The organism is Methylobacterium sp. AC433, assembly GCF_979253015.1.
In genome coordinates, this window is sequence record NZ_CEEDBN010000004.1 from 254,415 (window position 1) to 266,890 (window position 12,476).

13 protein-coding genes are annotated in these 12,476 nt (G+C 70.0%); 8 read left to right on the forward strand and 5 right to left on the reverse strand.

All coding sequences use genetic code 11. The features are described 5' to 3' along the window. Positions 1-168: 168 nt before the first annotated feature. The gene (gene secG, locus AC0IWM_RS09220; RefSeq protein WP_056476208.1) at positions 169-597 is read right to left on the reverse strand and encodes a preprotein translocase subunit SecG; all 429 of its coding nucleotides are present in this window, start codon (positions 595-597) and stop codon (positions 169-171) included. A 297-nt stretch (positions 598-894) separates the two neighbouring features. Here secG and AC0IWM_RS09225 point away from each other — a divergent pair, with 297 nt between their 5' ends. Further along, positions 895-1,347, forward strand: a complete 453-nt coding sequence (locus AC0IWM_RS09225) for a nuclear transport factor 2 family protein (RefSeq protein WP_471754499.1) — start codon at positions 895-897, stop codon at positions 1,345-1,347. A 21-nt stretch (positions 1,348-1,368) separates the two neighbouring features. Here AC0IWM_RS09225 and AC0IWM_RS09230 read toward each other — a convergent pair whose 3' ends face one another. Next, positions 1,369-2,127, reverse strand: coding sequence for a GNAT family N-acetyltransferase (locus AC0IWM_RS09230; protein WP_471754501.1), 759 nt, complete (start codon positions 2,125-2,127; stop codon positions 1,369-1,371). Between the two features lie 96 nt (positions 2,128-2,223). Next, positions 2,224-2,988, reverse strand: a complete 765-nt coding sequence (tpiA, locus tag AC0IWM_RS09235; protein WP_471754503.1) for a triose-phosphate isomerase — start codon at positions 2,986-2,988, stop codon at positions 2,224-2,226. Between the two features lie 176 nt (positions 2,989-3,164). Here tpiA and AC0IWM_RS09240 point away from each other — a divergent pair, with 176 nt between their 5' ends. The 7 genes from AC0IWM_RS09240 to AC0IWM_RS09270 all read left to right on the forward strand — a co-directional run bounded on the left by AC0IWM_RS09240 (position 3,165) and on the right by AC0IWM_RS09270 (position 11,082). Next, a complete protein-coding gene (locus AC0IWM_RS09240) occupies positions 3,165-5,069 on the forward strand; it encodes a peptidylprolyl isomerase (RefSeq protein WP_471754505.1) in 1,905 nt (634 codons plus the stop codon). A gap of 70 nt (positions 5,070-5,139) precedes the next feature. Further along, complete coding sequence (trpE, locus tag AC0IWM_RS09245; RefSeq protein ID WP_471754507.1) at positions 5,140-6,660, forward strand: anthranilate synthase component I; 1,521 nt, start codon at positions 5,140-5,142, stop codon at positions 6,658-6,660. 76 nt (positions 6,661-6,736) lie between these two features. Then, positions 6,737-7,351: an anthranilate synthase component II gene (locus tag AC0IWM_RS09250; RefSeq protein ID WP_471754509.1), complete on the forward strand. Its 615-nt coding sequence runs from the start codon at positions 6,737-6,739 to the stop codon at positions 7,349-7,351. A gap of 64 nt (positions 7,352-7,415) precedes the next feature. Then, positions 7,416-8,441, forward strand: coding sequence for an anthranilate phosphoribosyltransferase (gene trpD / locus AC0IWM_RS09255; RefSeq protein ID WP_471754511.1), 1,026 nt, complete (start codon positions 7,416-7,418; stop codon positions 8,439-8,441). Positions 8,442-8,450: 9 nt separating this feature from the next. Continuing rightward, positions 8,451-9,302: an indole-3-glycerol phosphate synthase TrpC gene (trpC, locus tag AC0IWM_RS09260; RefSeq protein ID WP_471754513.1), complete on the forward strand. Its 852-nt coding sequence runs from the start codon at positions 8,451-8,453 to the stop codon at positions 9,300-9,302. Positions 9,303-9,310: 8 nt separating this feature from the next. Then, positions 9,311-9,796 (forward strand): cyclic pyranopterin monophosphate synthase MoaC, encoded by a 486-nt coding sequence (moaC, locus tag AC0IWM_RS09265; RefSeq protein ID WP_471754515.1) that lies wholly within the window; start codon positions 9,311-9,313, stop codon positions 9,794-9,796. Between the two features lie 65 nt (positions 9,797-9,861). Beyond that, a complete protein-coding gene (locus AC0IWM_RS09270) occupies positions 9,862-11,082 on the forward strand; it encodes a molybdopterin molybdotransferase MoeA (protein ID WP_471754517.1) in 1,221 nt (406 codons plus the stop codon). A gap of 13 nt (positions 11,083-11,095) precedes the next feature. Here the strand turns inward: AC0IWM_RS09270 and AC0IWM_RS09275 are convergent, their stop codons facing one another. Together AC0IWM_RS09275 and AC0IWM_RS09280 are read right to left on the reverse strand one after the other, a co-directional pair. Beyond that, positions 11,096-11,230, reverse strand: coding sequence for a hypothetical protein (locus AC0IWM_RS09275; RefSeq protein ID WP_471754519.1), 135 nt, complete (start codon positions 11,228-11,230; stop codon positions 11,096-11,098). A gap of 78 nt (positions 11,231-11,308) precedes the next feature. Beyond that, the gene (locus AC0IWM_RS09280) at positions 11,309-12,475 is read right to left on the reverse strand and encodes a hypothetical protein (protein ID WP_471754521.1); all 1,167 of its coding nucleotides are present in this window, start codon (positions 12,473-12,475) and stop codon (positions 11,309-11,311) included. Position 12,476 lies beyond the last annotated feature (1 nt).

Here is a 12,476-nt window from a genome sequence, read left to right on the forward strand (position 1 = left end):
CGGCGAGGACGTCGTTGCCTCGGCATTTCAACGATGATCGGCGTCCAATCCCTTGGACGCCGCATCCCTCAACGAATTGTCCGCTCGGTCGACCCCGATGGATCCTGCGAGCCCGTCGCCGCTACGCCTTCGCCGGGACGGGTGCCCGGCGGGCCGGCGCGCACTTCATCAGCGCGACTGCGGTGCCTGCGGAACGGCCGGCTGGGCCGGCGCGGTCTCGGGCACCTGGGCAGGAGTACCGGGCTGGGCAGGAGTACCGGGCTGGCCGCCGCTCTGGCCCCGGAGGGTGTCGAGCAGGTTGCCGGCATTCGGCTGCGTCGCCGGCTGGCTGGTCCCGGTGCCTTCCAGGATCGAGCGCGGCGCAGCACTCCGATGGGACAGGATCGCCAGCGCCATGCTGGTGGTGAAGAACAGCGCGGCGAGGATGGCAGTCGCCCGCGTCAGGGCGTTGGCTTGGCCGCGACCGGTCATGAACCCGGCGACGCCACCGCTGCCGCCGCCGCCGAGGCCGAGGCCGCCCTCGGAGCGCTGGAGCAGGACCACGGCAATGAGGCCGAGGACGACGATGAGGTGGATCGAGATCAGAACGGTCTGCATCGGGTTTCCGGAAGATTCACCAACCGCATGCCGGCTCCAACGTGATGGAACAGGAACGGGTGCACCACGGGCCGGAGAGTCCTGGCACCGTCGACATATCCGCGGGGCCATACACCAGATGGCCTCGCGCGCCAACTGGACCGATGCGCCGTCGGGACACCGGACAATGGGAAAATCCGAGGAAGAGCGCTGTCCCCATCGGGGCTGGCCGGGTCTATGCTGGCTCCGGACCGAATTCTGTCACGCCTTGCCTTCAGACTGCGAGGCGCCGAAGCCCCCCTGCGGAAGGCGAACGTCTTGGCCAAGCACCGTTCATCCATACTCGGAGCCCTGCTCGGCTTCGTCCTCGCCGTCGAATGTCTCGTCGCGCTCCCGGTCCGGGCGGCCGGTCCCGAGGTGGAGGTCGAGGCGGCGGTCGATGCCTTGACGCAGGCCATGCTGGCCGCGGATGGGGCGGCACTGGACGCGCTGGTCCTCGATGGTCTGAGCTACGGCCATTCGAGCGGCGCCGTGCAGGACAAGTCCGCCTTCGTGGAGGCGCTGACCAGCGGACGCTCCCGTTTCCCCACGATCACCCTGACGAACCGCACCGCCTCCGTCGTCGGGGATGACGCGGTGGTCCGGCACGTCTTCGACGGAGAGACCGTCGCGAACGGCAAGACCGGACCCGTGCATATCGGCGTGCTTCAGGTCTGGCATCGGGACAACGGTCGCTGGCGGCTGCTGGCACGCCAAGCCTTCAAGTTGTAAGGGGCCGTCGCGCCGGGAGGCTCAATCTCGGCGCCGATAGCGATAGCCATAGAGAGTGCGGGAAAACCCGAGTCCGGCATAAAGGGCACGGGCCGGCGCGTTCTCGGCGACCACCTGCAGGCAGGCCCCGGTCGCTCCCCGACGCCGCGCCCAGGCCATCAGGGCCAGGATCAGGCTGCGCGCGTGTCCCGCCCGGCGGTGGTCCGGGTGGGTCGCCACGGATTCGAAGACGAGGATCCCGCGGTGCACGGAGCCGTAGGCGACGGCCACCGTCACGTCCGCCTCGGTTCGCCGGACGAACAGGCTCGGCAGGATGAGGCAGTCGATCGAGGCGCGGTAGCTCGTCGAGGCGGCGTCCGACACCACCCCCTCGCAGGCTGCCCGCGCCGTCAGCCACGCCGCGTCCGGGGCGTCGGCGAGACGAACGTTCTCGAAGGAGCTGGTCTCGCACGCAGAAAGCTCGGCGAAGAGCGTGCAGGTCTCGCCCTCCCGGCGAAACCCGAGATCGTCGAGGACGAGATCCATCTCCGGCACGAGATCGGGTACCCGGACGATCAATGGCTGACCGAGGCTGCGGTAGACGGTCTCGGCCTCCGCGATGACGACGGCGGGATCGTCGCGCCATCCGCGCAGGGGATTGAGCGAGTTCGTCCGCCGCGTCGGACCGCCGGACGCCCGCAGCATCCAGCCGCCGAGGGCGATCTCGAGCGGCGAAGGCCGGGCGTTGCGGCAGGCCTCCTCGACGGCCCAGGCACGGTCCTCGTCCGACCGCCAGATCATCTCAGCCGTCGGGTCATCGACGTGGACTCCGTCATCGACGCGGACTCTCCTGCACGACCGCTCAGGACCGCGAGCGCGAAGCGTCCCGACAGCCGATCAGCGCAGGTAGGCGCGGGCGATGCCGAGGAAATCGTCGGCGACGAGGCTGGCGCCGCCCACCAATGCGCCGTCGACGTTCTCAACGGCCATCAACTCGCGGGCGTTGCTCGGCTTGACGGAGCCGCCGTAGAGGATTCGCACCGCCTGCGCCTCGGTGCCGATCAGTTGCCCCAGCATCTCGCGCAGCGAGGCGTGAACCTCGGCGATGTCGGCTGGGGTCGGGGTCAGACCGGTACCGATCGCCCAGACCGGCTCGTATGCGATGACCGTGTCCTTCGCCGTGGCTCCCTTCGGCACACCGATCGCGAGCTGCGCGCGTACGATGTCGAGGGTCCGGCCCTCCTCGCGCTCCTCCTTGGTCTCGCCGACGCAGATGATGCCGCAGAGGCCGGCGCGGCGGGCGGCGAGCGCCTTGGCGTGGACGCCGTCATCGGTCTCGTGATGGTAGGCCCGCCGTTCGGAATGGCCGACGATGACGTAGGAGGCGCCGAGATCGGCGAGCATCTCGGCCGAGATGCTGCCCGTGAAGGCACCGCTCGGCTTCGCGTGCAGGTTCTGGCCACCGATGGCGATGGGCGATCCGTAGGTCGCCGCGACGCAGGAGGCGATCAGCGTGGAGGGCGGGCAGATCAGGACGTCGACGGTCTCGAGGAGGTCGGCGGTCAGGCCATTGCGGACGGCCTCGACCACGGCAACCGAGCTGCGCAGCCCGTTCATCTTCCAGTTGCCGGCAACCAGCGGCCGTCGCCCCGACTTCGTCATCCCATTCCTCACTGATATGGCTTCGCTTCGCGGTTGCGCCGGCCCTAACAGAGCCTCCTGGGCGGCGCAAACCGCGAACGCCCTTTGCGGTGACAGCGCGGATGGTCTATCGCGGGCGGCTTTCCCAGAAACGACGGGCGCTCCCGGCGCCCACCCGACGGGTACCCGGACGTCCGATGCTGCAGAACATGCGCAAGGCCAGCCAGCACTGGCTCGGCAAGATCATCCTCACGGTGGTCTTCACCTTCCTGATCGCCGGCGTGGCGATCTTCGGCGTCGAGGAGTTCTTCCGCGCGGGCTCGTCCACCAGCGTGGCCACCGTCGGTCGGGCGCAGATCTCCGCGGAGACCGTGCGCAGCGCCTACCAGAACCAGCTTCAGCGCTACCAGAGCCAGACCCGCCGCACCCTGACGCCGGATCAGGCCCGGGCGCTCGGCATCGACCGGCAGGTGTTGGCGCAGCTCGTCAGCGAGGCTTCCCTCGATCAGCAGACCGCCGCCCTCGGCCTGAGCATACCCGATGCGGCCGTGCTGCGGGCGATCCAGGAGGAGAAGAGCTTCCAGGGCGCCGACGGCAAGTTCGATCCCGCCCTCTTCTACCAGACGCTTCAGCGCGCCGGCATCAACGAAGCCACCTTCGTGCGTGAGCAGCGCGCCGTCGCCGCCCGTCTGCAGCTCGCCGAAGCCGTCGCGGCCGACCTCCACGTTCCCGAGGCCCTGCGCGAGGCCGTCCACCGCTACACCACGGAGCGCCGGTCGGTCGCCCTGATGATGCTGCCGCCCTCCGTGGCCGGCGACGTCCCGGCCCCTTCGGAAGACGCGGTGAAGGCGTATTACGAGGAGAACAAATCGGCGTTCCGCGCGCCGGAAACGCGCGCCGTCACCCTGCTGGTTCTCGACCCGCAGGCGATGGCCAAGCCGGAGGCCGTGACCGCCGAGGACATCGCCAAGCGCTACGATTCCGAGAAGAGCCGCTACGGCACGCCCGAGCGCCGCACGATCCAGCAGATCGTCTTCCCGGATCAGGCCGCCGCCGAGGCGGCGCGCAAGGCGGTCGAGTCCGGCGAGAAGCCGTTCGAGGCGGTGGCCGCCGAGACCGGCGCCGATCCGAAGAACCTCTCGCTCGGCACCCTGTCGAAGGCCGAGCTGTTCGATCCCGCCGCGGCGGACACCGCCTTCAGCCTGCCGGTGAACACGATCAGCGCTCCGGTGAAGGGCCGCTTCGGCACCGTTCTGCTGCGCGTCACGGCCATCGCACCGGAGACGGTCAAGCCGCTGGCCGACGTTTCGGCCGACATCGCCAAGACCATCGCCCTGGAGCGCGCCGCCAGCGGGATCGACACGGCGCATGACGCGATCGAGGATCAGCGCGCGAATTCGAAACCCCTGGCCGACATCGCGAAGGAGCGCGACCTGCCTCTGCGGACCATTCCGGCCGTCGGCGCGCAGGGTCTCGATGCCGCGGGCAGGACCGTCGAGGGTATCCCGGATCGCGACACCACCCTGACGGCCCTGTTCCGGGCCGAGATGGGCGGCGACAACGAGCCCCTGCGCACGAAGACCGGCGGCTACGTCTGGTACGACGTGACGAGCATCGACCGCGCCCACGACAAGCCCCTGGACGAAGTCCGCGACGAGGTCGTCACGCGCTGGCGCGCGGCCGAGGTCCAGAGCCGACTCCTCGCGAGGGCCAAGGACTTGTCGGCGCGCCTCGACAAGGGCGAAACCGTCGAGGCGATCGCGTCGGAAGCCGGTCTGAACGTCCAGACCCTGACCGATCTGGCCCGCAACCAGGCGCAGGGAGACCTGACGGCCGAGGTGGTGAACCGCGTCTTCGCGACGGCCGTCGACAAGTCGGCCTCGGCCGAGGCCGGCGAGAGCCGCGCCCTGTTCAAGGTCACCGCAGCATCGATGCCGGCCTTCGTGACCGGTTCGCCGGAGGACGAGGCGATCACCAAGCGCTTCCAGCCGACCATCGCCGACGACGTCCTCGGCGAGTACATCGGCGATGTGCAGACCTCGGTGGGCGTGACCATCAACCAGGCCGCCTTCCGCCGGGCGATCGGCGGCGGTGAGTACTGATCCGCCGATGACCCAGGAGCCAGACTTCCAGGAATCAGCCTTGCAGGAATCGGCCTTGCAGGAACCGGGCTTGCAGGAACCGGCCTTTCCGGCCTTCGCGGACGCCTACGGCGCGGGTCGTCCGACGCTCCTCAGCCTCACCCTCGTGGCGGATCTGGAGACGCCGGTCGCCGCCTTCCTGAAGCTGCGGGCACAGCACGCCGGCACGGCCTTCCTCCTCGAATCCGTCGAGGGCGGCGTGGTGCGCGGGCGCTACTCGATGATCGGCCTCGATCCCGACCTGGCCTGGCGCTGCCGCGACGGACGCCCGGAGATCGCTCGGGGTCCCGACCTGTCGGCGTTCACGCCCGAGGATGCCGCGCCCTTGGCGAGCCTGCGGGCTCTGATCGCCGAAAGCGCCATCGGGGCCGACGCCGACACCGACGTGCTGCCGCCGATGGCGGCCGGCCTGTTCGGCTATCTCGGCTACGACATGGTTCGCGCCATGGAGACGCTCGGCACGCCCAATCCCGATCCCATCGGGGTGCCCGACGCGATCCTGGTGCGCCCGCGCGTCATGGTGGTCTTCGATTCGGTGCGCGATCTCATCACGGTGGTCGGCCCGGTGCGTCCGGCGCCCGGCATCGGCGCGCGCGCAGCCTACGAATCGACGCTCGAACGGCTCGAGCGGGTGGCGGAGATCCTCGAAGGTCCCCTCCCCGTCGAGGCACGCATCGACCCGCGCGCCATCGCGCATCCCGAGCCCGTCTCGAACACCACGCCGGACGAGTACCTGGCGATGGTGGCCCGGGCCAAGGAGTACATCGTCGCGGGAGACGTCTTCCAGGTGGTGCTGTCGCAGCGCTTCGAAGCGCCCTTCACCCTGCCGGCCCTGGCCCTCTACCGCTCGCTGCGGCGGACCAACCCGGCTCCGTTCCTGTGCTACCTCGACTTCGAGGATTTCCAGCTCGTCTGCTCCTCGCCGGAGATCCTGGTGCGGGTGCGGGATGGGCGCGTCACCATCCGGCCGATCGCCGGAACGCGCCGGCGCGGGGCCAACCCGGCCGAGGACAAGGCCCTGGCGGAGGAACTGCTCGCCGATCCGAAGGAGCGCTCCGAGCACCTCATGCTGCTCGACCTCGGCCGCAACGACGTCGGCCGCGTCGCGCGCATCGGCAGCGTCACGGTGACGGGCTCGTTCTTCCTCGAATTCTACAGCCAGGTCATGCACATCGTCTCGAACGTCGAGGGCGACCTCGACCCGAAGCACGATGCCCTGGCGGCGCTGGCCGCCGGATTTCCGGCCGGCACGGTCTCGGGCGCACCCAAGGTGCGGGCCATGGAGATCATCGACGAGTTGGAGCGCGAAAAGCGGGGTCCCTACGGGGGCTGCATCGGCTATTTCGGCGCGCGCGGCGAGATGGACACCTGCATCGTTCTCCGCACCGCGCTCGTGAAGGACGGCCGCATGCACGTCCAGGCCGGCGCCGGCATCGTGTACGATTCCGACCCCGCCTCCGAACAGCAGGAATGCGTCAACAAGGCCAAGGCGCTGTTCCGCGCGGCGGAGGACGCGGTGGTGTTCGCGAGCCGGGCGCGGCGGGGACAGTAGCGGGACGGCGCGGGGACGTGTTGACCCCCCGGAGGAGTCCGGTCAAACCGCTCCTATGCCCGCGCGTGAGCCGCCCATGTCCGACGTCCTCGTCATCGACAACTACGATTCCTTCACGTGGAACCTCGTCCACCTGATCGGTCCGCTCTGCGGCTCGATCGACGTGGTGCGCAACGACGAAATCGGCACCGAGGAGATCCGTGCGCGCCGGCCCGACGCCGTGGTGCTGTCGCCCGGCCCCTGCTCGCCGAACGAGGCCGGGATCTGTCTCGACGTGGTCAAGGATCTCTCGGCCGAGATCCCGATCTTCGGGGTTTGTCTCGGCCTGCAGGCCATCGGGCAGGCCTTCGGCGGCGACGTCGTGCGGGCTCCGACGCCCATGCACGGCAAGGTCTCCAGCATCCAGCACCGGGCCTCCGGCATCTTCCGCGGCCTCAACGGGCCCTTCGACGCGACCCGGTACCATTCCCTCGTGGTGGAGCGCGGCGGCTGTCCGGCCGACCTGAACGTCACGGCGGAAGCCGACGGCCTGATCATGGGACTCCAGCACGCCTACCTGCCCGTGCACGGCGTGCAATTCCACCCGGAGAGCATCCTCTCGCACCACGGATCGCAGATCCTGCGGAATTTCTTGGACATCGCGGCGGCGTGGAACGCGGCGCGTGACAAGGGTCGCAACGGCGTGCATTGACGGGACACGTCACCCGTCAGGAATAATCCCGGTCCTTCGCACCGAGTCTGCGCACCCGAGTTTCATGGAATCCTTCAAGCCCCTCCTCGCGAAGGTCGCCACGGGTGCGAGCCTCACGCGCGACGAGGCCCGCCGGGCCTTCGACGACCTGCTCTCGGGCGACGTCACGCCGGTCCAGGCCAGCGCCTTTCTCGTCGCCCTAAAGGTCCGCGGCGAGGCGCCGGACGAGATCGTCGGCGCCGTCGAGGCGATGCGGGCGCGAATGCTGCCGGTCCACAGCGTACCCGGTGCGATCGACGTGGTCGGCACCGGCGGTGACCACTCGGGCAGCTACAACGTCTCGACCCTGGCCGCCATCGTCACGGCCGCGTGCGGCGTGCCCGTGGCCAAGCACGGCAACCGGGCCGCCACCTCCCGCTCGGGCGCGGCCGACGTGCTCGCGGCCCTCGGCGTGCGGATCGGGCTCTCCCCCGACGAGCTGAGCCTCTGCCTGGCGGAGGCGGGCCTGTGCTTCATGTTCGCGCAGACGCACCACGCCGCCATGCGTCACGTGGCGCCGGTGCGGGCCGAATTGCCGACGCGAACGATCTTCAACATGCTCGGCCCCCTGGCCAACCCGGCCGGTGTGCGGCGCCAGCTCTTCGGGGTGTCGTCCGCGGCCTGGGCCGAGCCGCTGACCGACGTGCTGGCCCAGCTCGGCAGCGACCGGGTCTGGACCGTGCACGGCAGCGACGGCCTCGACGAGATCACCGTCACGGGTCCCACCGCCGTCGTGGCGCTGGAAGGAGGCCGGGTCTCGCGCTTCACCATCGACCCGCGTGAGGTCGGCCTGCCGCTGCACGGCCTCGATGCCCTGCGCGGCGGCGATCCGGCGCACAACGCAGCCGCCCTCGCGCAGGTCCTCGACGGCGCGCGGAACGCCTATCGCGACATCGCGGTGCTGAATGCCGGTGCCGCCCTGGTCGTCGCGGAAGCCGCGCAGTCCCTCGCCGAAGGCGTCGCGCGCGCCGGCGAAGCCCTCGACAGCGGCGCCGCGCGCGCCACACTAGACACGCTGGTCCGCATCTCGAACCTTCGCTCGAACGCTTGAAAGCCCGTCATGTCCGAGCCTAAGCCCGGGTCCGTCTCCGACATCCCTCCCACGGAGCGGAAGGATGTGCTGGCCCGCATCGAGACCTACAAGCGGCGCGAAATCGCAGAGGCGAAGCTGCGCGTTCCGCAGACCAGGCTCGAGAGGCGCATCGCCGACGTCTCGGCCCCGCGCGGCTTCGCCGACGCCATTGCGGCGCATATCGCCCAGAAGCGGCCGGCGCTGATCGCCGAGGTGAAGAAGGCCTCTCCGTCGAAGGGCTTGATCCGAGCCGACTTCGACCCGGCGGTGCTCGCCGCCGCCTACGAGGCCGGCGGCGCCACCTGCCTGTCTGTCCTCACGGACACGCCCTCGTTTCAGGGCAAGCCCGAGTACCTGACCGAGGCGCGGGCAGCCTGTTCCCTGCCTGTCCTGCGCAAGGACTTCCTGTTCGAGCCCTACCAGGTCTTCGAGGCGCGGGCCTGGGGGGCCGACTGCATCCTCGTCATCATGGCCTGCCTCGACGACGAGGAGGCTGCCGCCCTGGTCGAGACCGCGCACGACCTCGGCATGGACGTCCTGGTCGAAGTGCATGATTCCGAAGAACTGGCGCGGGCCATCCCGCTCGGCACCCGGCTCGTGGGCATCAACAACCGCAACCTGAAGACCTTCGAGGTCTCGTTCGAAACGGCGATCCGCCTTGCCGAGGGTGTGCCGGCCGATCGGATCGCCGTGGCCGAGAGCGGGATCGCCGGACATGCCGACGTGGTCCGCCTCGCCGAGAGCGGTCTCGACACCATCCTGGTCGGCGAGAGCCTGATGCGCGAGGCCGACGTCACCGCCGCCACCCGCCGCCTGCTCTTCGGCGACACGAAGGCCTGAGGACGCCGATGGCCGAGCTCACGCATCTCGACGCCTCCGGCGCGGCCAACATGGTCGATGTCTCGGAGAAGGACGCCACCACGCGAACCGCGCGGGCGACCGGCTCGGTGATCATGCTGCCCGAGACCCTGCGGCTGATCCGGGAAGGCGATGCCAAGAAGGGCGACGTCATCGGCACGGCGCGGCTCGCCGGCATCATGGCGTCGAAGCGAACCCACGAGCTCATCCCCCTCTGCCACCCCCTTCTGCTCGCGAAGGTCCGGGTGGATTGCGAGCCCGACGACCGGCTGCCGGGCCTCCGGGTGACGGCGGAGGTGAAGGTCCTCGGACCGACAGGCGTCGAGATGGAAGCCCTGACGGCCGTCTCGGTGGCCTGCCTGACGATCTACGACATGGTGAAGGCAGCCGATCGGGGCATGCGCATCGAGGGCATCCGCCTGCTGGCCAAGGATGGCGGGCGCTCCGGTGCCTACCGCGCCGAGGACGAGGCTTGAGCGACGCACCTCCGAAGGGGAAGGTCTCCGGGGGGAAGGTCTCCGGGGGGAAGGCCTCCGGGGGCATGATCCCGGTCGCCGAGGCGCTGTCGCGGGTCCTCGCGGCGATCCCGGGTCCGGTCGAGGCGGAAACCGTCCCGATCGCGCAGGCGGCCGGGCGCACGCTTGCGGCGGATGTGCGGGCAACCCGCACGCAGCCGCCCTTCCCGGCCTCGGCCATGGACGGTTACGCCGTCCGCAGTGCCGACCTCGCCGAGGCTCCCGCGACCCTGCGGCTCGTCGGCACCAGTTCGGCCGGCCACGGCTTCGCCGGTTCCGTGAAGGGTGGGGAAGCCATCCGGATCTTCACCGGCGCACCCGTGCCGGAGGGCGCCGACGCGATCCTGATCCAGGAGAATGCCGAGGCGACGTCGGAGACGGTCACCGGGCGGGAGCCGGTGCTCCGCGGGCGCTTCATCCGCCCGAGCGGACTCGATTTCCGAACGGACGAGCGGCTGCTCGCCGCCGGCGACACCCTGGATCCACGTCGTATCGCGCTCGCGGCGGCGGGGGGCCACGGCACGCTGTCGGTCCGGCGGCGCCCGCGCGTGGCGATCCTCGCCACCGGGGACGAACTGGTCGCGCCCGGAGATCCGGCGCGGTGGGATCAGATCGTCGCCTCGAACGGGCTCGCCGTGGCGGCCCTGGTCCGGGAGGCCGGCGCCGAAGCGATCGATCTCGGGATCGCAGGCGACACGCTGGCCGCCCTGGACGACGCGATCCTTCGGGCCGTCGCAGCGGACGCCGATCTCCTGATCACGCTGGGGGGGGCGTCCGTCGGCGACCACGACCTGGTGCAATCGGCCCTGCGGACCCGCGGTCTGGAACTCGGCTTCTGGCGCGTCGCCCTGCGTCCCGGAAAACCCTTGATGCATGGCCGGCTCGGCCGCATGGCGGTCCTCGGGCTCCCCGGCAATCCTGTCGCCTCGGTGGTCTGCGGGCTGCTGTTCGTCGTGCCGGCGATCCGCGCACTCCTCGGCGATCCGCGCGCGTCCGCCGACCTGTCCGAACCGGCCATCCTCGGCCATGATCTACCCGAGAACGACCTGCGCCAGGATTATCTCCGGTCGCGGATCGAGACGGACCCCGGCAGGATTCCGGTGGTCCATCCCGAAAATCGGCAGGATTCCTCGATGCTCTTCATCCTGGGGTCGGCCGAGGCCTTGCTGATCCGGGCTCCGCACGCGCCGGCCGCCAAGGCCGGCGACCCCTGCCGTATCCTGCGGCTCGATCGGCGGCTTCTCTGAGCGTCGGACGGGGTCAGACGAGGTAGAGCGTCGTCTCGGCCCGGAAGATCCGCGGGCAGTGCGCGGCGTCGATCCAGGCCCGTGCCTGATCGAGACTGATGCTGCGGGCCTCGGCGATGTCCTGCAGGGTCATCCAGCGTGACGACATGATTGGCTCCCTCGTGGTCGAGGAGGCAACGGCCCGAGGGTCCGTTTTGTTTCTCTGATTCGTGGAGACAGCCGGCGCTCAGCGCAGGTAGGTCACGCTGTAGAGCGTGCGGCGCAGGGCTTCCTCGTCGACCCAGACCCGGCCGTTCTCGCAGGCCTCGCGCATGCCCGGACGCATGCGGGCGCAGTACTCGCCGGTGTTGTCCTGCACTCGGTACTCGCAGCGTCCGCCGACCCTTCGCCGGCCGATGACCGGGCTGGCATGATCGGCGTGGATGTCCGGATCCTTGGGATCACGGTCCTCGAGAAGGTACCAGCTGTAGCCGATGGTCGGCACGCGGCCATGGTCGAGGGCGTAATCGATCATCGCCAGGATACGGCCGATCGCACGCGGGCTCGGCGGCGTGCCGGAATCGCGCATCTCGACGAACTCGGCCTGATTGGCCGCAACCCTGTAGGACACCGGCAGCAGCGGCACCGGCAGGGGCACGCGCCGGCAGCGCGCCTCCACATGGGCGATCCAGCCCGCATTGAAGGTGTCCGTCTGCGGGTGGCGCAGGTGCGGAACCGTGCCGGCGAGGCTGCGGAAGCACATCGGCCGCGGCGCGAGGCGGCTGCGGTAGCGCAGGCGCCGCAGGACCGGATTGACGTAGCGGTAGCCATCGTTGGAGGGCAGGTCGCGGTCCTCGCACAAGCCGCCGATGTTGTAGAGGAGCGCGGCCGTGTCCTCCTCGCCGCCCTCGATCTTGTCGAAGTAGGGCAGCAGCTTCGGATTGCCGACGTTGGACATCTCGGCGGCATTGCGGCTCCAGGCGATGTCGGCCCGCCAATCCGGATGCGCCTTCAGGTGTTCGCGAAGGGCCGGGATCGTCGCCAGGCGCTCCGGGTCGGCGAAGTAGTACTTCGTCGCGACGTCGAGGGGAGCGATCTGGCGCCCCAGCCGGTGCGAGATCATATCGGCGGTGGCGTAGGCAAAACAGATCGCGCTCTCGCCCTGGTTCAGGGGCATCTCGCGCGGCGACGGCGACACGGCGACGTCGCGCGTTCCTTCATGCGCTTCGAAGGGGATGCTGGTCTCGACAGACGCGCAGGTGGAATTGCGTGCATAGGTCGGGTGCAGCGGCAGGATGCGGGCATCGAACTGCGCCCGGGCGACCGTCGTACCGGCGACCAGCGATGCCAGCAGCGCGGCGGTCGAGGCCGCCTTGCGGATGCGGAGGACCTGTCCAAGCCGTGACGGCCCCATC